The 20,706-nt window shown below is 63.7% G+C and carries 15 protein-coding genes and 1 pseudogene; 6 read left to right on the top strand and 10 right to left on the bottom strand.

What is annotated here, in order from left to right:
* The first annotated feature begins 27 nt into the window (after positions 1 to 27).
* The 3 genes from galE to X756_RS142995 all read left to right on the top strand — a co-directional run bounded on the left by galE (position 28) and on the right by X756_RS142995 (position 4,208).
* Positions 28 to 1,023: a UDP-glucose 4-epimerase GalE gene (gene galE, locus X756_RS143005; RefSeq protein ID WP_023730982.1), complete on the top strand. Its 996-nt coding sequence runs from the start codon at positions 28 to 30 to the stop codon at positions 1,021 to 1,023.
* Positions 1,024 to 1,127: 104 nt separating this feature from the next.
* The gene (locus tag X756_RS143000) at positions 1,128 to 2,378 is read left to right on the top strand and encodes a D-amino acid dehydrogenase (RefSeq protein ID WP_023730983.1); all 1,251 of its coding nucleotides are present in this window, start codon (positions 1,128 to 1,130) and stop codon (positions 2,376 to 2,378) included.
* A gap of 3 nt (positions 2,379 to 2,381) precedes the next feature.
* Positions 2,382 to 4,208, top strand: coding sequence for an alanine racemase (locus X756_RS142995; RefSeq protein WP_023730984.1), 1,827 nt, complete (start codon positions 2,382 to 2,384; stop codon positions 4,206 to 4,208).
* Here X756_RS142995 and X756_RS142990 read toward each other — a convergent pair whose 3' ends face one another.
* The 7 genes from X756_RS142990 to X756_RS142960 all read right to left on the bottom strand — a co-directional run bounded on the left by X756_RS142990 (position 4,209) and on the right by X756_RS142960 (position 11,338).
* Entirely contained in the window at positions 4,209 to 5,585 is a 1,377-nt protein-coding gene (locus X756_RS142990) for an FGGY-family carbohydrate kinase (RefSeq protein WP_023730985.1), read from the bottom strand.
* Positions 5,582 to 5,899 (bottom strand): L-rhamnose mutarotase, encoded by a 318-nt coding sequence (rhaM, locus tag X756_RS142985; RefSeq protein WP_023730986.1) that lies wholly within the window; start codon positions 5,897 to 5,899, stop codon positions 5,582 to 5,584. The genes X756_RS142990 and rhaM overlap by 4 nt, the downstream gene beginning before the upstream one ends.
* A complete protein-coding gene (locus X756_RS142980; RefSeq protein ID WP_023730987.1) occupies positions 5,899 to 6,894 on the bottom strand; it encodes an ABC transporter permease in 996 nt (331 codons plus the stop codon). The genes rhaM and X756_RS142980 overlap by 1 nt, the downstream gene beginning before the upstream one ends.
* The gene (locus X756_RS142975; RefSeq protein WP_023730988.1) at positions 6,891 to 7,868 is read right to left on the bottom strand and encodes an ABC transporter permease; all 978 of its coding nucleotides are present in this window, start codon (positions 7,866 to 7,868) and stop codon (positions 6,891 to 6,893) included. The genes X756_RS142980 and X756_RS142975 overlap by 4 nt, the downstream gene beginning before the upstream one ends.
* Entirely contained in the window at positions 7,865 to 9,406 is a 1,542-nt protein-coding gene (locus X756_RS142970) for a sugar ABC transporter ATP-binding protein (RefSeq protein ID WP_023730989.1), read from the bottom strand. Before X756_RS142970 ends, X756_RS142975 begins: the two co-directional genes overlap by 4 nt.
* Before the next feature lie 84 nt (positions 9,407 to 9,490).
* Positions 9,491 to 10,486, bottom strand: a complete 996-nt coding sequence (gene rhaS, locus X756_RS142965; protein ID WP_023669661.1) for a rhamnose ABC transporter substrate-binding protein — start codon at positions 10,484 to 10,486, stop codon at positions 9,491 to 9,493.
* Between the two features lie 48 nt (positions 10,487 to 10,534).
* A complete protein-coding gene (locus X756_RS142960) occupies positions 10,535 to 11,338 on the bottom strand; it encodes a DeoR/GlpR family DNA-binding transcription regulator (RefSeq protein ID WP_023669662.1) in 804 nt (267 codons plus the stop codon).
* A gap of 182 nt (positions 11,339 to 11,520) precedes the next feature.
* On the opposite strand from X756_RS142960, the gene X756_RS142955 reads away from it, so the two are divergent.
* The 3 genes and pseudogenes from X756_RS142955 to ggt all read left to right on the top strand — a co-directional run bounded on the left by X756_RS142955 (position 11,521) and on the right by ggt (position 16,902).
* Positions 11,521 to 13,623 (top strand): bifunctional rhamnulose-1-phosphate aldolase/short-chain dehydrogenase, encoded by a 2,103-nt coding sequence (locus X756_RS142955; RefSeq protein ID WP_023730990.1) that lies wholly within the window; start codon positions 11,521 to 11,523, stop codon positions 13,621 to 13,623.
* Positions 13,624 to 13,730: 107 nt separating this feature from the next.
* Positions 13,731 to 15,023, top strand: a complete 1,293-nt coding sequence (gene rhaI, locus X756_RS142950; RefSeq protein ID WP_023730991.1) for an L-rhamnose catabolism isomerase — start codon at positions 13,731 to 13,733, stop codon at positions 15,021 to 15,023.
* A 140-nt stretch (positions 15,024 to 15,163) separates the two neighbouring features.
* A pseudogene (gene ggt / locus X756_RS01000000165880) lies at positions 15,164 to 16,902 on the top strand (gamma-glutamyltransferase).
* Between the two features lie 17 nt (positions 16,903 to 16,919).
* On the opposite strand, the gene X756_RS06780 reads toward ggt, so the two are convergent.
* The 3 genes from X756_RS06780 to X756_RS142940 form a co-directional block, all read right to left on the bottom strand.
* Positions 16,920 to 17,267, bottom strand: a complete 348-nt coding sequence (locus X756_RS06780; RefSeq protein WP_032885862.1) for a hypothetical protein — start codon at positions 17,265 to 17,267, stop codon at positions 16,920 to 16,922.
* A gap of 185 nt (positions 17,268 to 17,452) precedes the next feature.
* Complete coding sequence (locus X756_RS142945; RefSeq protein WP_023730992.1) at positions 17,453 to 18,802, bottom strand: sigma-54 dependent transcriptional regulator; 1,350 nt, start codon at positions 18,800 to 18,802, stop codon at positions 17,453 to 17,455.
* On the bottom strand, positions 18,799 to 20,658 hold the full coding sequence (locus X756_RS142940) for an ATP-binding protein (protein WP_023730993.1): 1,860 nt from the start codon (positions 20,656 to 20,658) through the stop codon (positions 18,799 to 18,801). Before X756_RS142940 ends, X756_RS142945 begins: the two co-directional genes overlap by 4 nt.
* Positions 20,659 to 20,706: the final 48 nt, after the last annotated feature.

Raw genomic sequence — 20,706 nt, forward strand, 5'->3', positions numbered from 1 at the left:
ATAAATCATGAGTAAAAGAGGACACGGATGACGGTTTTGGTAACGGGCGGCGCCGGTTATATCGGCAGCCACATGGTCTGGGAACTGCTGGATGTCGGCGAGAGCGTCGTCGTTCTCGACCGCCTTTCCACCGGCTTCGAATGGGCGGTAGCGCCGGAAGCCAAGCTTGTCGTCGGCGATGTCGCCGATAGGGAATTGGTCGGCCAGATCATCCGGGATAACGAGGTCGACGCGATCATCCACTTCGCCGGTTCCATCGTGGTGCCGGAATCGGTTGCCGACCCGCTCGCCTATTACGAGAATAACACCTCCAAGACCCGCACGCTGATCGAAACCGCGGTGCACGAGGGCGTGCCGCATTTCATCTTCTCCTCGACCGCCGCCGTCTATGGCGGCGCCGGCCTGGAGCCGGTGCGCGAGGATGCCCGCCTGGCGCCGGAATCGCCCTACGGCCTGTCCAAGCTGATGAGCGAATGGATGCTGCGCGACGCAGCGCTTGCGCATCCCTTGCGGTACACGGCGCTGCGCTACTTCAACGTCGCCGGCGCCGATCCCAGGGGCCGGACGGGGCAGTCGACGCCTGGCGCCACGCATCTGATCAAGGTCGCCTGCGAGACCGCGCTCGGCAAACGCCCCTTCATGCAGGTGTTCGGCACCGATTATCCGACGCCGGACGGCACCTGCATGCGCGATTATATCCATGTCAGCGACCTGGCCGCGGCGCACCGGCTGGCGCTGCAGCGCCTGCGCGCCGGCGGCGGCAGCCTCGTCGCCAATTGCGGCTACAGCCACGGCTATTCGGTGCTCGAGGTCATCGACAGCGTGCGGCGCGCCTTCGGCCGGGATTTCGAGGTCAAGATGGGCGACCGGCGCCCCGGCGACGCCGCCGCCGTGGTTGCCAATTCGGACCTTGCACGCGCCGAACTCGGCTGGACCCCGCAACGCGACGACCTCGACCAGATCGTCGCCGATGCACTCGCCTGGGAGCGTATCCTCACCGGCAAGAACTCCGCGCGGGGCTGAGCCGGGCACTTCCGAGGGCTCGCAAGGCGCGCAGCGAAGCGCTATTGAAGGCATTGGCGGTGCGGCGTGGAGGCGCTGTGCCGCGAAGAGCTTTGGGGGGTGGCATGAAGATAACGGTGCTTGGAGCCGGTGTTGTCGGTACCGCGGCCGCGTATTATCTGGCCGCCGACGGCCATGAGGTCACCGTGATCGAGCGCCATCCGGCGCCGGCGCGCGGCACCAGCCAGTCCAATGCCGGCCTGGTGTCGCCGGGCGACGCCACCGCCTGGGCCTCCCCGTCGGCGCTGAAGACCTTCCTGCGCGCGCTCTGGAACCATGATCTCGGCATCAAGGTCAGGCTGCGCTTCGATCCTTATTTCCTCGCCTGGAGCCTGCGTTTCCTGCGCCAGTGCACCGTGGCCCGGCTGCGCGCCAACAGCCAGGTCAAACTGCGCCTGGCGCTCTATTCGCGCGACTGCATCAACGCGCTCTCCGACGCCACAGGCATCCACTATGACGAGCGCAAGAAGGGCATTCTTTATTTCTTCCGCTCACAGCACAGTCTCGACACCGGCACCGACAACTACCAGTTTCTGGCGAAGCATGGCCTGCCGATCGAGATCGTCGGCCGCGACCGGCTGGTCGAACTTGAGCCCGGGCTCGCCGGAGTGAAGGAAAAGATCGCCGGCGGCGTTTATTCGCCAATCGACCAGACCGGCGATTCCAGGATATTCGTCGATGGGCTGGCCGCCTATGCCGCCGAAAAGCTCGGCGTCAGATTCCTGTTCGACACCACGGTCGAGGGGCTCGACATAGAGGGCGACTGGGTGCGTGCGGTCATGACGTCGGCCGGCCCGGTGACGGGCGACGCCGTCGTCATCGCCATGGGCCCCGAGAGCGGCCTGATCGGCCGCCGCTACGGTATCGACCTGCCCGTCTATCCGGTTAAAGGCTATAGCGCGACCATCCCGCTGGAGGACGAGAGCAAGGGACCGACCATGGGCGGCGCCGACGAGGACCGGCTGGTTGGTTACTCCAGGCTCGGAAACCGCCTGCGCATGTCCTCGACAGCCGAGTTCACCGGCTTCGACCGCAGCTTCAAGCCCAGCGACTTCAAGTCTATGCTGAGCACCGGCAAAGACCTTTTCCCTGGCGCTTTCGACGAGAAGAAGGCGCTGCTTTGGGCGGGCCTGCGACCAATGATGCCGAACTCGGTGCCGGTCATCGGTCAGGCCAAATATCGCAACCTCTATCTCGACACTGGGCATGGCCATGTCGGCTGGACGATGGCCTGCGGCTCGGGCAAGTTCCTGGCCGACCTCGTCGCCGGCCGCAAGCCGGAGATCGACCCCCAAGGGCTGGTCTACGGGAGCTGAGCGATGTCGGGACCGCAAGTCGCTATCGACCTTGGCCGCATCGAGCGCAACGCCCGCACCATCGTCGAACGCTGCGCATTGTCTGATATCAAGGTATTCGGTGTCACCAAGGGCACATGCGGCATGCCGCAGGTGGCGCGGGCCATGCTGCGCGGCGGTGTTGCCGGCATCGCGGAATCGCGTTTTGAGAACATTCGGCGGCTGCGCGACAGCGGCATCAATGCGCCGGTCATGCTGCTGCGCAGCCCGCCCATGGCGCGCGTCGAGGAGGTCGTGCGCACCGTCGACATCAGCCTGCAGTCGGAACTGACCACCATCCGCGAGATATCGCGCATTGCCGAGCGCATGGGCCGCGTCCACGACATCATGCTGATGATCGATCTCGGCGATCTCCGCGAAGGCATCTGGCCAAGCGACCTGATCCCCACTGTCGAGCAGATCCTGGAATTCAAGGGCGTGCGCATCGCCGGCATCGGCACCAATCTCGGCTGCTTCGGCGCCATAATGCCGACGCCGGAGAACCTTGGCCAGCTCGTCGCCCATGCCTACAAGACCGAGCGCCTGTCCGGCAAAAGCCTCGACTTCATTTCCGGCGGCGCCTCGTCGTCGCTGACGCTGCTGCTCGAAGGCAAGCTGCCGCCCGGCATCAACAATCTGCGCGTGGGCGAGGCGATCCTGCAAGGCGGTGTCGAAACCTTTCGCGACGTGCCGTGGCCCAAACTCGAACCCGATGCCTGCCGGCTGACCAGCGACATCATCGAGGTCAAGCTCAAGCCTTCGCGGCCGATAGGCACGTCCGGCTACGACGCCTTCGGCAACCAGCCGGTCTTTGCAGACGAGGGCGACCGGCTGCGCGCCATCGCCAATATAGGCCGCGAGGACGTGCTGGTGGAAGGGCTGACGCCGATCGCCAAGGGGGTGAGGGTGCTCGGCGCTTCCAGCGACCATCTGCTGCTCGATGTGCAGGATGCCGATCCGCGACCTACCGTCGGCGACCGTGTCGCCTTCCGCATGAATTATGGCGCCATGCTTCTGGCGATGACCTCGGAATATGTCGAGAAGGCGCCGATGCACGACGTCGCGGATTTCTCCGGCCGCAAGATGGTGTCGATCTCGGCCGAACCGGAAGCCGGCGGGATTATCGCCCGCGAGGGAACCGGCGCGCGTCTGGAGGCGATGAATTTCGACGTGGTCGAACTCGCCGACGTCGAGCGGCCGCCCTCGGGCTTGATCCGGCTCGCTGCCGGCGCCGATCGCCGTATCGCCCACAAGGCGCTGACCGCAACGGCGCGCGCGACGCATTCCTTCGGCCTGATCTGGATCGATTCCATCGCCGCCCTGATGCCCGAGGACGAGGAGGCCGAAGACATGCCTGAAGTCTCGGTGCTGGCCCGCGCGCTCGGTCTCGATCACAAGCCCGGCGCGCTGCAGCCGCAGCTGTCGCCGGAAAATGTCGTCATCGTGGGCCTGCGCCATGCCGATCCGGCGGAGGCAAGGGTGCTCAAGGATTCGCGTGTCTCGGCCTTCACCATGACCGACATCGACGCCATGGGCATGCGCGACCTCATGCATGAGGCGATCCGCATCGCGACGTCGGGCACGCAGGGCTTTCACGTCAGCTATTCGCCGACGGCGACCGAATTTACCGGCTGGGCTGCGGGCTCGGGCGGGCTGACGGTGCGCGAGACGCATCAGGCAATGGAGGCGATCTCGCTGTCCGGCGGTCTGCTGTCGATGGATGTTTCCGGGCTGACCGCCGGTCTGGAGCCGCGGATCGGCGCCGACGCCGTCAACTTCGTCATGTCGGCCTTTGGGAAGCGGATTTTGTGATCAGCCTTGCGCGTCGACTGCCGCGCGCCACGCGGTGACATAGGCCGCCCAGACCGGGTCGGTCTGCGGCTCAATTCTTTCGCCCTTGCCGTGCGTCACTGGCTGATCGGATGCGAGCAGTGCCGCGCCGATGCTGGTGCCGGTGGCCGCCTCGGAGGCGATGACGATGCGCGCCGTCGCTGCCGCCAGCATGCCGACAAAGAGCCGGTTGCGAGCAAACGGTCCTTCCACGGTGGTCGGGCCGTCGGCGCCGATCAGCTCGAGGCAGGTCGCCGTCATCAGTGCCAGATAGAAGGAAATGGCGGCGAACCGCTCGCCTTTGCTGATGCCCTCGGCACCAAGCCATGCCGCGGCATGGTGCGGGAACGGACCTGATCCCTGCTGGGTAGAAGGCAAAAGCAGCATCTTTTTTGTCAGAACGGCCAGCACCTCGCTGCCGCTGCAGTCCTGCGGCTTGTCCTTGGTCAGCTGGGAAAACTCGCGGCCACCCATGAACCGCGCCGAGGGGACGGGAGCGCCAAGCGCGCTGACATTGACCAGCGTGTCGCGCGCAGCATCGAGCGCAATCTCTCTGCCGCCGACCGCCATCGAGACCACCCAGGTGCCGGTCGAGACGACCGAGAAGGGCGGCTCGTCGGACAGAAGATGCGGCAATAGCGAGGCGTTGGAATCGTGCAGGCCACAGAATACCGGCGTCTGCGGATCGAGCCCGGTGCGCGCGGCAAGCGGAGGCAGGATCGGGCCGAGCTGGTCCCTGGCCGGCCGCACCGGCGCCATCAGCCTGCGCCAATCCAGCCTGTCGACCATCGAGGAAAAGTCCGCCTCCCAAGGGCTCCACAGATCGGTGTGGCAGCCGAGCGAGGTCACCTCGTTGGCGGCAACGCCGGTCAGGCGCAGCGCCCAGTATTGCGGATACATCAGCATCGCGGCGGCCTTGGCGAATTCGGTGGGGAAACGCTTCTCAAGCCAGAAGAATTGCGCACCGAGATTGAGGCCGACCGGCAGGCGCGGCGTACCGGTTTTGGCGAAGGGCGCTCGGACAGCGTCATACTCCGCCGCCAGCCGGTCGGGGCCGTCGAACTCGTAGTCAAGCACCGGCAGCACCAGTTCGCCCGCGGCGTCGACCAGCACGCCGGTCGCACCATGCGTGGTGATCGAAATCGCGTCGATACGCTGATCGCGGTTGAGGCTGGCAAGGCTGTTGAGGATAAACGTCCACAGCGCCTCGACATCGTGATGCGGATAGGGCGCTTGTCGCAGCGGCGCGTTCGCCATGCGGCGCAACCCCACCTCGCTCAGCGTGACGAGATCGACCAGCGCCACCTTGGCGTTGGTCTTGCCGATGTCGATGACGGCGATGTGGCGCAGCGCACTCATGCCATATGGAACATTGTTTCCAGGGGGATGGCCACCGGTTGGTTGTCCGGCCTGGTCTCCATGATGTCGGCCATGTGCGCCCACCAGCGCTGCATCACCGGATGCTTCGGCAGGTCGGCCATGCTATGGTCGTCCCGCCGCCACAGCACGCCGAACAGGATGTTGGTGTCTTCATCGAGATGGATCGAATAATCGGAGACGCCGGCCTGTCTCAGCAGCGCCGCCAGCTCCGGCCAGATCTCATCGTGGCGCTTTTTGTACTCGGCTTTCATGCCGGGTTTGAGCTGCATCTTGAAGGCGTATTTCTCAGGCATCAGCTGTTACCGCGCAGCCGCCGCCAGACGATCGGCAGTGCGATGACGACGATTAAGAGCAGGCCGATGAAGATCGACATGACGATGCCGGGCACGTTGAGCAGGCCGAGCCCGAAGGTCACCAGCCCCATGATAAAGGCGGCGAGCACGACGCCAACAATGCTGCCGGAGCCACCCAGAATGCTGACGCCGCCCAGCACCACCATGGTGATGACCTCAAGCTCATAGCCCTGCGCGATCGACGGCCGCGTCGAGCCGAGCCGCGAGGTGATCAGCACCGAGGCCATGCCGGCCATCAGCCCGGTCAGGCAAAACAGGATGAATTTGATGCGGCCGACACGAACGCCGGAAAACTGTGCCGCGACCGGATTGTTGCCGATGGCAAAGACACGGCGGCCGAAGCTGGTGCGATGCAGCAGGAACCAGTAGGCGACGGCCGCGATGAGGAAGAGCACCAGTTCGAACGACACCACCCACCAGACATAGCCCTGGCCGAAGAAAGCAAAACTCTCGGGATAGCCCTTGTAGGCCTGGTCACCGAGGATGATGAAGGCAATGCCGCGAAACAGGCTCATCGTGCCGATGGTAACGACGATGGACGGCAGGCCGAGCCTCGTCACCAACAGGCCGTTGAAGGCGCCGCAACCGAGCCCGACGACGATGCCGATAGCCACCAGCACCGGCGTGTCGGCGCCGGCCTGTACCGCCATGCCCATCATGGTCGAGGCGAGCGCGATGATGGCGGCGACCGACAGGTCGATCTCGCCCGAAATGATCAGCAGCGCCATGGCGAAGGCGATCAGGCCTTTCTCGGTGAAATTGAAGGTCAGGTCCGACAGCGAATAGGCATCGAGGAAATAGGGCGATGCGAAGCTGTTGATGGCGAAGATGGCGACCGCCACGACGACCAGCAGCGCTTCCCAGGAAAAGATCGCCGAGGAGAGCGGCTTGTCGAGCCGGTCGGGAATGTGGCGCGGGGCGGGGGTGTCGGTCATGCCGCCTCCGCCTTCCTCAGAATGATCCGCCCCTGCTGACGTTCGCCACGCGCGTTGAGCACGACGGCCAGGATGATGGCGCTGCCTGAAATCGCCATCTGCCAGAAGGGCGAGATGTTGATGACGGGCAGCGCGTTGGAAATGATGCCGAGGAACAGCGCCCCTAACACCGCGCCCCCGACCGAGCCGATGCCGCCGGCAATCGAAATGCCGCCGATGACGCAGGCGGCGATGATGTTGAGTTCATAGCCGTTGGCGACCTCGACCGAGGCGATGACATAACGAGAAATCCAGAGATAACCGGCGAGCCCGCCGATCATGCCGGAAATGCAGAAGACGATGAATTTGGTTCGGCCGACATCGATGCCGGCATAGACCGACGCCGTCGGGTTGACGCCGATGGCATAGATCGAACGGCCAAGCGCGGTTCGCGTCATCACCACGAAGAACAGCGCGATGACCAGTATGGCGATCCAGGACAGAACCGGAATGCCCAGGAAAGCTGCGCGCTGGAAGCCGATGAACTCAGGACTCATCTTGTCGGCATTGACCCATGCGCCGCCGGACAGGACGAAGGTGGCGCCGCGATAGATGGTGAGCGTGCCCAATGTCACCACGATCGAAGGGATGTTCAGCCGCCACACCAGCAGGCCGTTGATGGCGCCGAGCACCAGTCCGACGGCCAGCGCAATGACGATCAGCAGCGGGATCGGGATGGCCGGATGCGCGGCGTTCAGCATCGCCACCACCATGCCGGTGAAGCACAGGTTGGAGGCCATCGACAGGTCGATCGAGCGGGTCAGGATGACGACCATCTGTCCCAGCGCCAGGATCATCAGGATCGAGGTGTCGTTGAACACCTGGGCGAGATTGCCGGGGTCGGCAAAGGCCGGGAAACGCGTCGAGATCACAGCAATCAAAACGACGATCGCCGCTGCCAGCCAGATCTCGCGGTATTTAAGGAGAGCCTTCATGCCGCGATCCCCGCTGCCGTCCGGACCAGCGTTTCGGCGTCCAGCCCCTTATTATCGTAGACCGCCGCAACCAGCCCTTCGCGCATGACGACGACGCGGTCGGACATGCCCAGAATCTCCGGCAGTTCCGACGACACCATGATCACCGACAGGCCCTGCGCGACGAGCTCCGCCATGAAGCCGTGCACGGCGGCCTTGGAGCCGATGTCGATGCCCTTGGTCGGCTCATCCAGGATGATCACCTTGGGCGCTGTCGCCAGCCATTTGGCGATGACGATCTTCTGTTGGTTGCCGCCCGACAGCGTGCCGACATCCTGGCTCAGCGACGAGGCGCGCAGGTCTAGCCGCTCGGTGTAGGAGCGGGCGAGCGCGAATTCGTCCGACAATCGCAGCAGGCCGGATTTGGAGGTGCGCTTGAGCGAGGGAAGCGAGACGTTTTGGAAGATCGGCAGGCCGATCACCACGCCCTGCTTGCCGCGCTCCTCCGGCACGTAGACGATGCCGGCTTCGATGGAATCCGCCGCCGATTTCGGCGTGATCACCTTGCCTTCCAGCGTGATCGTGCCGCCCGATATGCGGGTGATGCCTGAAATCGCCTGCATCACCTCTGACCGCCCGGCGCCGACCAGGCCATAGAAACCGAGGATCTCGCCCTCGTGCAGCTCGAAGCCGATATCGCTGAATTCGGTCGGGTGCGACAGGCCGGATACAGACAGCACCGGCGCGCCGATCTCGGCCTTGCGTTGCGGGAAGATGTGGTCGACCGAGCGGCCGACCATCATGCGCACGATCTGGCTCTGGCCGGCATCCTTTATAAGGCCCTCGCCAACCATCTCGCCGTCGCGGAACACGGTGTAGCGATCGGCGATCCGATAGATCTCGTCGAACTTGTGGCTGATGAACAGGATCGCCTTGCCTTCCTCCTTGAGGAATTCGATCAGCAGGAAAAGCTCCTCGATCTCCTTCATCGAAAGGGCTGCGGTCGGCTCATCCATGATGACGATCTGCGCATCGATCGACATCGCGCGAGCAACCGCTACCAGATGCTTGTTGGCGATGCCGAGGTCTTTCAGCCGCGCATCGGCGTTGATATGGCCGGCATGCATGGTGTCGAGCACTTCGCGCGCGTGTTTTCGCATGGTGCGCCAGTCGATGGTGCCTAGCCGCGTGCGCGGCGCATGGCCGAGAAAAATGTTTTCGGCGACGCTCAGATCGTCGAACAGCACGGTTTCCTGATGAATGGCGGTGACGCCGTGGCCGAAGGCGGCATGCGCGCTGGGCAGGGTGACGGCCTGGCCGTCAATGCTGATCGTGCCGGCGTCGGGCTGGTAGATGCCGGTCATGATCTTGACCAGCGTCGACTTGCCGGCACCGTTTTCACCGATCAGCGCCGTAACCTGGCCGGGGTAAAGCGACAGGCTGACATTGTGCAGCGCGCGCACGCCGGGAAAGCTTTTGGAGACGCCGGACAGCGTCAGGCGCGGGGCAGGACCCGTGGGCTCCTCCTTCGCAATGCCGTGCTGGGCTGTCGTGTCCATATCCGTATCAAGCCCTGAAACAAGGTCCGTTTAAAGTCGCGGCGGGATTTTGGTCCCGCCGCGCTTGGTCCGAGACGTCCGAGATCAATAGATCTTGGAGAACTTTTCGATGTTGGACTTGTCGAACTGGAAGGGCGGAGCCATCGCAGCCGAGTTGCTGTCATCGAGCGTGACCTTGCCGACGCGGCCGATCGACAGCGTTGCGCCCGGCTTTGCCTCTTCCTTCTTCACCGCCAGATCATGAGCGAGGTAGACGGCGGAGTAGCCGAGGTCGATCGGATTCCAGAGGGCAACCGCCTGGCTGGAACCGTTGTCGATGAACTTCTTGAACTCCGACGGCAGCGCCAGACCCGTGACATTGACCTTGCCGATCAGGTTCGCGTCGGTGACGACCTGGGCAGCGGCAACGACGCCGACGGTGGTCGGCGCGATGATCGCCTTGAGGTTCGGATAGGATTTCAGCAGGCCCTTGGCTTCGTCGGTGCTCTTGGCCGAATCGTCATCGCCGTAGACGGTGGCGACGAGTTTGATCTTGGGGAATTTCTCCGGCAGGATCTTCTTGGCCGCGTCGATCCAGGCGTTCTGGTTGGTCGCGGTCGACGAAGCCGACAGAATGGCGACTTCGCCGCCTTCCGGCAGATAGTCGGCGGCCAGCTTGATGATGGTCTCGCCGATCAGGCCGGTGTCGGACGGGTTGAGATGCAGCTGGCGGCCTTCCTTGGCGACGCCCGAATCCCACGAGATGACGGTGATGCCGCGCTCCATGGCCTTCTTCAGCACCGGCACCAGCGCGTCGGCGTCATTGGCCGAAATCGCAATGGCGTTGACCTTCTGCGCGATCAGCGAATTGACCACTTCGATCTGCGCTTCGGCGGTCGCCTTGGTCGGGCCGGTGTAGATGATGTCGACATCGCCGAGTTCCTTGGCCGCCTCTTCGGCGCCCTTATTGGCGGCGTCGAAGAAGCCGTTGCCGAGCGACTTCACCACCAGCGCGATCTTGACGTTCTCGGCATAGGCGGCATTCACGAACATGGCGGCCGAGAACGCGGCCGTCACCATCAATTTCTTCAGAAAGCTCATCGTATTTCCTCCCTTGAGCGTTGCATTCCATCGTCGCTGCGGTTGGCCTCAGGCCTGCAGCGAGGATTCTTCCTTTGCCGACTTGCGGGCGACGATCAGCGTCACACCCGCGGCCTCCAGCATGTTGGCTTCGCGATCCTCGATGCCGTCATCGGTGATGACGGTGGCGATGCGCTTGAGCCCGCACAGGATCAGGCTCGAGCGCTGGCGGAATTTCGATGAGTCGACCAGCACCACCAGTTCGTCGGCCTGGTCGATCAGTTTCTGCTCCGCCTGGATCAGCAGCGGGTCGCCTTCCATCAGGCCAAGCGGCCCGAGCCCTTGAGCGCCCATGAACATGCGGCGCGCGTAGAAATTACGCGTCACGTCATTGTCGAAGGGCGAGAGGATGATGTTCTGCTCGCGGTAGATGGTGCCGCCCGACAGCATGACGGTGTTCTTCGAATGCTTGAGCAGGTGCTCGGCGATGGGGAACGAATTGGTGAAGATCGGCATGCGGCGTCCGGTCAGGAAATGCACCATCTGGAAGGTGGTGGTGCCGCCATTGATGATGATCGGTTCGCCGTCCTTGCACAGCTCCACCGCTTCGCGCGCAATCGCGCGCTTCTGCGAAGCGTTAAGCGTTTCGTTGACGGAAAAGGGCCGGCCGGCGAGGCCGATGAACTGCGGTGGCGAGATCGCCTCGGCGCCGCCACGCACGCGACGCAGGCGCTTTTGCACATGAAGAGCCGCGATATCGCGCCGGATCGTCGCCTCGGAGGAGTCCGTCAGGTCGACCATCTCCTGCACCGTCACCACAGGCTTTTCCTGGACGGCGGACAGAATGATCCTGTGGCGCTCTTTTTCGTGCATGGTTCCTCCCTGCATGGTCATGAGGCACTAGAAAACCACCAGTGTCAATCATTTCCGCTCATATAATTTCATTGTGCAGTGCAATATGATCGATCTTGATCGTTTATGATTGACAACCGAGATGCTTGCGTAGACATTTCCGGCAAAATGGACCGCGCCTTTTGCGTCCAGGGAGGATAATCATGCTCGACAAGCGCTCCGGCTCGCGCCTTGCCAACCTTTGGGACGATGCTAAAGCCAAGGGGCTGAGCGAGCCTGAGCTTCTGGTCTATCGCTCCAACACGCTCGGCTCCGACAAGCGTGTCACCAATTATGGCGGCGGCAACACCTCGTCCAAGATCCGGCAGAAGGACCCGCTCTCCGGCGCCGAAGTCGAAGTGCTATGGGTCAAGGGCTCGGGCGGCGACAGCGCCTCGATCAAGCTGGACGGTTTCGCCACGCTTTACATGGACAAACTGCAGGCGCTGAAAGGCCTTTATCGCGGCGTCGCGCATGAGGACGAGATGGTGGGCTATCTTCCCCACTGCACCTTCAATCTCAACCCGCGCGCGGCCTCGATCGACACGCCGCTGCACGCCTATGTGCCGAAGCCGTTCGTCGATCACATGCATCCCGATGCCATTATCGCGATTGCCGCGGCCAAGGATTCCAAGGCGTTGACCAAGGAGATATTCGGTGACGCCATCGGCTGGCTGCCGTGGAAGCGGCCGGGCTTCGAACTTGGCCTCTGGCTGGAGAAATTCTGCGTCGAACACCCCGAGGCCAAGGGCGTCATCCTCGAAAGCCACGGCTTGTTCACCTGGGGCGACACACCCAAGGAGTGCTATGAGACGACGATCTCGGTCATCAACCAGGCGATCGAGTGGTTCGAGCGCCGCTCCGAGGGTCTCGCCATCTTCGGCGGCGAAGTCGTCAAATCGCTCGACGCCGCTGAGCGCCGCGCCATCGCGGCGAGACTGATGCCGAGGATTCGCGGCCTGATTTCGGAGAAGAGCCACAAGCTCGGCCATTTCGACGATTCCGCCGCCGTGCTCGAATTCGTCAACTCCAGGGATTTGCGCCCGCTGGCGGCGCTCGGCACTTCATGCCCGGATCATTTCCTGCGCACAAAAATTCGCCCGCTGGTTATCGAGTTCGACCCAGCGAAGCCCGACGTCGAAGCCGTTATCGCCCGACTCGCCGACGATATTGCTGAGTACCGTGTCGGCTACCAGGCCTATTACGACAGCTGCAAGCATCCGGACTCGCCCCCGATCCGTGACCCCAACGCCGTGGTCTACCTGATGCCCGGCGTCGGCATGTTCACCTTCGCCGGCGACAAGGCCACCGCCCGCATCTCTGGCGAATTCTACGTCAACGCCATCAATGTCATGCGCGGGGCCTCGACCGTTTCGTCCTATGTCGGCCTGCCGGCGCAGGAGGCCTTCGACATCGAATACTGGCTGCTCGAGGATTTGAAGCTGCAGCGCATGCCGAAGCCGAAGTCGCTCGCCGGCCAAATCGCGCTGGTCACCGGCGGCGCCGGCGGCATCGGCCGCGCCACCGCCAATCGCCTGCTGCGCGAAGGCGCCTGCGTCGTGCTGGCCGATATCGACGAGACCGCACTTGCCAACGCCAACGGCGAACTGGCGAAAGCCTATGGCAAGGACTTCGTCCGGCCGGTGCTGATCAACGTCACCGCGGAGGAGCAGGTGATTTCCGGCTTCGCCCAGACAGCCGTCGAGTTCGGCGGCATTGATATTCTCGTCTCCAACGCAGGCCTCGCCTCCTCGGCGCCGATCGAGGAGACGACGCTGGCGCTGTGGAACAAGAACATGGACATATTGTCGACCGGCTATTTCATGGTCTCGCGCGAAGCCTTCCGGCTGTTTCGCGCCCAGAAGATCGGCGGCAATGTCGTCTTCGTCGCCTCCAAGAACGGCCTTGCCGCGTCACCCAACGCCGCCGCCTATTGCACCGCCAAGGCCGCCGAAATCCATCTCGCCCGCTGCCTCGCGCTGGAAGGCGCGGAAGCCCAGATCCGGGTCAATGTCGTGAATCCGGACGCCGTGCTGCGCGGTTCGAAGATCTGGACCGGCGAGTGGAAGGAACAGCGCGCCGCCGCCTACAAGATGTCGACCGACGATCTGGAAGAACACTACCGCTCGCGCTCGATGCTGAAGCGCTCGGTGTTTCCGGAAGACATTGCCGAAGCGATTTATTTCCTGGCGTCCGACATGTCGGCCAAATCCACCGGCAACATCATCAACGTCGACGCCGGCAACGCGCAGAGCTTTACGCGCTGAGTTAAGGGCGGAGCGCTTCTCTTCTCCCCGTCACTATACGGGGAGAAGGTGGCCCGAAGGGCCGGATGAGGGGCAGCGCTGACTGAACGCATTGGGAGGAATAGCACTTGTCCGAAACCATCATCGCCGCCGATCTCGTCTCCAGCCACAACGCCCAGCGCAAACCCGACCTCGAACGCGACTACGCCTCGCTCGGGGAACGCCTCGACCGCCGCGGCATCGCCATCGATGCCATCCGCGACAAGGTCGAGAAATTCGCCGTCGCCATTCCGTCCTGGGGCGTCGGCACCGGCGGCACACGCTTTGCCCGCTTTCCCGGCGCCGGCGAGCCGCGCGACATTTTCGACAAGATCGAGGACTGCGCCGTCATCAGCCAACTGACGCAGGCGACACCGACCGTCTCGTTGCACATCCCGTGGGACAAGGCCGATCCGAACCGGCTGAAGCAGGCCGCCTCGCGCTTCGGCCTCGGCTTCGACGCCATGAACTCCAACACCTTTTCGGATGCCAGGGATCAGACGCTCTCCTACAAATTCGGCTCGCTTTCGCATGCCGATGCCGGCACGCGCCGCCAGGCCGTCGAGCATAATCTCGAATGCATCGAGATCGGCAAGACGCTGGGGTCCAGGGCGCTGACAGTGTGGATCGGCGACGGCTCGAATTTCCCCGGCCAGGTCAATTTCGCCAAAGCCTTCGAGCGCTATCTCGACGCCATGAAGGAGATCTATGCCGGACTGCCCGCCGACTGGAAACTGTTCACCGAACACAAAATGTACGAGCCGGCTTTCTACTCCACGGTCGTGCAGGACTGGGGCACTAACTACCTCATATCCAAGGAGCTGGGCGACAAGGCCTACTGCCTGGTCGACCTCGGCCACCATGCGCCCAACGTAAACATCGAGATGATCGTGTCGCGGCTGATCCAGTTCAAGAAACTCGGCGGCTTCCACTTCAACGATTCCAAATATGGCGACGACGACCTCGATGCCGGCTCGATCGATCCCTACCGGCTGTTCCTGGTCTTCAACGAACTGGTCGATGCCGAGCTGTCCGGCGCCGAGGGTTTCGATCCCGCCCACATGCTCGACCAGAGCCACAACGTCACCGACCCGATCGAAAGCCTGATGCTGTCGGCAGTCGAGGTGCAGCGCGCCTATGCGCAGGCGCTGCTGGTCGACCGCAAGGCGCTCGAGGGTTTCCAAGACGGCAATGATGCGCTGATGGCGACGCAGACTCTGAAAGCTGCCTACCGCACCGATGTCGAGCCGATCCTTGCCATGGCGCGGCTGAACACAGGCGGCGCCATCGATCCAGTCGCCGCATATCGCGCGGCGGGCTACCGGGCGAAGGTCGCGGCGGAACGGCCGGCGGTTGTGGGCGGTTCAGGCGGGATTGTTTGAGATTGGCTAATCTCCACCACAGGGGGGAGATCAGCTTGCCTCTGCCGGCAGGCGAACACCAATATGTGTTCGCTCATATTGATGATGGACTCGGCCGCTCCATGTAGCTCTTCTAGGCACACCGCACTTGGAGCACCGCCATGCCCTTGACCCGCCGGACGCTGATTGGCGTCACCCTTTCGCTCGCAATTGCGCTCGCGCCATCCGGCGCGCTCCATGCCGCCTCGCCTCAACCGGCGAAGGGCGAGCACGGCATGGTCGTCACTGCCCAGCATCTGGCGTCGGAAGCCGGCGTCGAGGTGCTGAAGAAGGGCGGCAATGCCGTCGATGCGGCGGTCGCCGTCGGCTATGCGCTCGCCGTCGTCTACCCTAATGCCGGCAATATCGGCGGTGGCGGGTTCATGACCATCCGCTTCAAGGACGGCAAATCGACCTTCCTCGATTTCCGCGAGCGCGCGCCGCTGGCGGCAACCAAGATCATGTATCTCGACAAGGACGGCAATCCGGTGAAGGGCGCCAGCCTTGATGGCTACCTTGCGGTCGGCGTACCGGGTTCCGTGGCAGGGTTCGAGATGGCTCGTGAAAAATATGGCACGCTGCCACGCCAGGATTTGATGGCGCCGGCAATTGCCTATGCCAAGGATGGCTTCATCCTCGACCAGGGCGACGCTGCTTCATTCGCAAGCAATGCCGCACGGCTGGCGAAGGACCCTGCCGCCGCCGCCATCTTCCTGAAGCCGGACGGCAAACCCTATGGCGCCGGCGAGCGTCTCCTCCAGCCCGATCTTGCAGCCTCGCTCGCCGCCATCTCCGAAAAAGGCGCCGACGCCTTCTACAAAGGCGCCATCGCCGGCGCCATCGTCAAGGCGAGCGGCGCCAGGGGCGGCATTCTGGCCAAGGCAGACTTCGAGCAATATAAGGTACGCGAGCTGCAACCGGTGAGCTGCACCTATCGCGGCTATGAGATCACGTCCTCGCCGCCGCCAAGCTCCGGCGGCGTTATCATCTGCGAAATCCTCAACGTGCTGGAGGGCTACCCGCTGTCCTATCTCGGCGCCGGCTCGGCCGAGACGGTGCATGTCATGGTCGAGGCGATGCGTTACGCCTATGTGGACCGCAACTCGGCGCTCGGCGATCCAGATTTCGTCGACAATCCGGTCTCGAAACTGCTCGACAAGGGTTACGCCAAGGAGATCCGCGACAAGATCGACCCGTTCCGCGCCGGCGTCTCGCAGGATTTGATGCCGAAGGGCTTCGGCGAGTCGAAGGAAACGACGCACTATTCGATCATCGACGATGACGGCAATGCGGTCGCGGTCACTTATACGCTGAACGGCTCGTTCGGCGCCGGCGTGGTCGCGGACGGCACCGGCATCCTGCTCAACAACGAGATGGATGATTTCACCCAGAAGCCTGGCGTGCCCAACCTCTACGGTCTCGTGCAGGGAGAGGCCAATGCTATCCAGCCGAAGAAGACGCCGCTGTCATCGATGAGCCCGACTATCGTCGCCAAGGACGGCAAGCCGTTCATGGTTATCGGCAGCCCCGGCGGCTCGCGCATCATCACCATCACGCTGGAAGCCATCGTCAACGTCATCGACCACGGCATGAACATCCAGGAGGCGATCGACGCATCGCGCATCCACCATCAATGGCTGCCCGACACGATCTATGTCGAACCCTTCGGCCTGTCGCCCGACACTGAAAAACTGCTGGCCGGCATGGGCTACCACCTCGATCTCGCGGATTCTACTTGGGGCAGGCGGCCGGCATTCTTGTCGGCGGCAAGAGCCTGGCGGAAATCGAGAAGGGCGGCGGCTCCCGCTACAACGGCGCCATCGACAGCCGCGCCGCATCCGGCGAGGCGATTGGCTACTGATCAAAACAAGAGATTGATCAGAGGACGAGCGTAAGCGTCGACCCGACGAGCATCAGCGCGGCGATCACGACGAACGCCGCGTAGATGCGGGGACGGTCGAGGAGCAGCGCATTGCCCGATATCCAGGCCGCGGTTGCGCCGCCAAGCGCAAACAGGAAGCCGTTCCGGTGACCAAAGGTCATGGAAGCGGCCATCAGCCCGCCAATGATCAGCGCGCCGAAGACGATGATCACGGCAACGGCGTATTTCTCGAAGTCGTTGCCGCCGCCCATGGCCGGGCCGATCGCGTTCAAATTCGTCAGATCGTCCGGATCGAACGGATTGGTCGATCCATATTCATCTTGACCGACAGGTTCTCGCATCATTCATTCTCCGCTGACCGGCAACAAATCATCAACATCTGCCGAGCGCAACCGGATCGCGCCGTGCCGAAGGCCGCCGATGCGGTCTTCAACACTTTCTGATGCCGACTTGCCACGGTTTTTTTGCGCCGGTTCACAAAATCTACCCTGCTTTCGGGTCCACACGCCTGAATTGCCTGGAAAATGAATTACCTGGAAAAATCGCTGCGCACGATGCCGTGCCGCTGCAGCTTGTCGTAGAAGGTCTTGCGCGGAATGCCGAGCGCTTCGATCGTGCGCCGGACATCGCCGTCATTGCGGCCAAGCGCCTCGCGGATGACATTGGCTTCATAGCGTTCCAGCCGTTCCGGCAGTGAGCTGGCGTCATCCGGCTCCGCCGGGGCGGAAGGTGGCGCTTGCGCCGCTTCCTCGAGTCCCAGCACGAAACGCTCGGCGAAATGCGCGAGTTCACGCACATTGCCCGGCCAGTCGTGCTGGCTCAGATGGCGGTGCACTGAGGCAGGCACGGCTGGCATTTGCCGGCGGAAGCGGGCGGCTGCACGCTCTGCGAAGTAGAAGAACAGCAGGGCGACGTCGTCGCGGCGTTCGCGCAGCGGCGGGATCGAGATCGTCACCACATTGAGCCGGTAGTAGAGATCCTCGCGGAAGGCGCCGCGCCGGCTGGCATCGCCGAGATCGACCTTGGCGGCGGCGACGACGCGCAGGTCGACCGGCCGGATTTCATTGGTGCCGAGCGGCGTCACCTCGCGCATTTCCAGCACCCGCAGCATCTGCACCTGGGTCGAGGCCGGCATGCTTTCGATCTCGTCGAGAAACAGCGTGCCGCCGCTCGAATGCTCGATGCGGCCGATGCGCTTCTTCTGTGCGCCGGTGAACGCGCCGGCCTCATGGCCGAACAGTTCGCTTTCGATCACCGTATCCGGCAGCGTGCCGCAATTCAGCGCCACGAAATTGCCCTTGGCGCGGCGGCTCCAGCGGTGCAGCAGGCTCGCCACCACCTCCTTGCCGGAGCCGGTCTCGCCAGTCACCAGCACGTCGACATCGGTGTCGGCGATCTGCCGCAGCGTGCGGCGCAGCCGCTCCATCGCCGGCGTCTGGCCGATCAGCGGCAGGCCGTCCTGCGCCTGTTCGGCGCTTTCGCGCAGCGCGCGGTTCTCCATCACCAGTCGGCGTTTTTCCGCCGCCCGCGCCACACTTTGCGCCAGCCGGTCGGCGGCGAACGGCTTGGTGATGAAGTCGTAGGCGCCGTCCTTGATCGCCTTGACCGCAACCGCGATGTCGCCATGTCCGGTGACCAGGATTACCGGAATGTCGGCATCAAGCTGCAAGACGCGGTCGAAGAGCTGCAGGCCGTCAATGCCGGGCATGCGGATGTCGGACACCACCACGCCGGGAAAATTGGCGTCGAGCCCGGCCAGCGCCTCGGCCGCCACCGCAAAGGCCGAGACGGAAAAACCAGCGAGTTCCAGCGTCTGCCGCGTGGCCCTCAGCAATTCGCTGTCGTCGTCGATCAATACGACCGGTGCGGTGTCCATCATGCTGCCCTGGCGAGGTGAATGGTAAAGCGCGTGCCGGCCTGGCCGCTCGCCACCTCGATGCGTCCGCCATAGTCGGCGACGATGTCCTGCGAGATGACGAGGCCGAGCCCGAGGCCTTTTTCCTTCGAGGTGTTGAACGGCGTGAACAATGACTTGAGGATGGCAGGCGAAATGCCCGGCCCATTGTCGGCGACGGCAAGCGCCACGCCGTCGGCCGTCTCCTGGGCCGACACCTGCACCCTGGCGCCGTCGCGCCCGTCCAGCGCTTCCAGCGCATTCTGGAACAGGTTGATCAGCACCTGTTCGAGCCGCAGCCGGTTGCCCATCACCTTGAGCGTTACCGGCGGCAGCGTGATATCGAGCGCGTCCAGCCGGCCGGCAAAGCGGCTTCTGAGCAGCACCACGGCGCCCTCGATGACGCCGCGCAGTTCGACCGGTTCGGCTGCCGTGCGCCCCTTGCGGGCAAAGACCTTCAACTCTTCGGTGATGCCGCCGATGCGCTCGGTCAGCGCGGCAATCGCTCCAAGGTTCTCCTCGGCCGAGGCGGTCTGCTTGCGCTCCAGGAACACACGCGCATTGTCGGCATAGGCGCGGATGGTCGCCACCGGCTGGTTGATCTCATGCGCGACGCCGGCGGCAACCTGGCCGAGGGTAGCAAGACGGTTGGCCTGCACCAATTCCTGCTGCATGACCTGCAGCTTGGCTTCGGTGCTGCGGTGATCGGTGATCTCGGCCTGCAGCCGGTCGCGAGCCAGGCTGAGGTCATGCGTACGCTCGACGACGCGGCGCTCGAGCTCGATGCGCGCTGCCTGTTCGGCGGCGATGCGCATCTGCGCCGACTGACGGCGCCACAGGAGGTAGCCGGCCAGCGCCAGCAACGGCACCACGACGCCCAGCGCCAGCAGCCGCATCTCACGCACCGCAGCCGCGATCGGCGCTTCGACCGGCACGAGATAATCGAGCCGCCATGGCGTCGATTGGACCAGTGTCGAAAGCCTGAGATATTCGGCATCGCTGCCGCCCGGTGTTATCGCATGCACCATCGACACGTCAGGGCTCAATGCCTCGGGGCGTGTGATCGGCAAGGGGATCAGCGGCGCGTTGCCGAATTGCTGGCTGCTCCGGATGGCGGCAGCCACCGGGCCGGCCAGCGGCGCGGTGGTCATGAAGCGCCAGGACGGCACGCTGGTGATCAGCACGACGCCGTGGTCGTCGCTGACATAGGCCGGCCGGTTGGCCTCATGCCAGTCGGCTTCAAGCTGGTCGAATTCCATCTTGACGACGACGACGCCGAGCGGTGCCGCCGCATTGCCCACGCGACGCGAAATGTAGAGGCCGGGGCGCTTGCTGGTGTTGCCCAGCGCAAAATATTCGGCCGTTCCCGATTGCATGGCGCCGGAGAAATAGGCGCGGAAGCCATAGTCGTTGCCGACGAAGCTGGTTGTTTCGCGCCAGTTGCTGGAGGCGATCGCAAACCCGTCGACGCCGGTGACGTAAAGCACCGAAGCCTTGGTGCCGGAGACCAGCCCTTCGAGCTTGCGGTTGAGCACGTCGATCGTGACAGCGCCCTTGTTCCGCAGGGCGTCGTGCACCTGCTGGTCCTCGGACAAGAGCAGCGGCAGCGCCCGCGGGCTTTCCAGCACGGCGCGCAGCAACGCTACCTTCAGATTGGCATCGGTGCGGCCTTGCGCCGCCAGTGCCGCGACCTCGGCGCGGCGCGCGTAGAAGCCGGCGCCGGTGAGCGCCGTGGCAACGATCACCAGCGCGATCGCCGCAAACAGCAGCCAGGCGCGACGCGCGCTTTTGCCGAGTTGCTCGGACGTCGGCGACAGGACCGCGGCAGGGCGTTGCAGCATTCCCTATTTGTGCATAATTTCGCACAAAGCACAATTCAATCATGCGGA

This window comes from Mesorhizobium sp. LNJC405B00, assembly GCF_000502615.1.
Classification (GTDB): Bacteria; Pseudomonadota; Alphaproteobacteria; order Rhizobiales; family Rhizobiaceae; genus Mesorhizobium.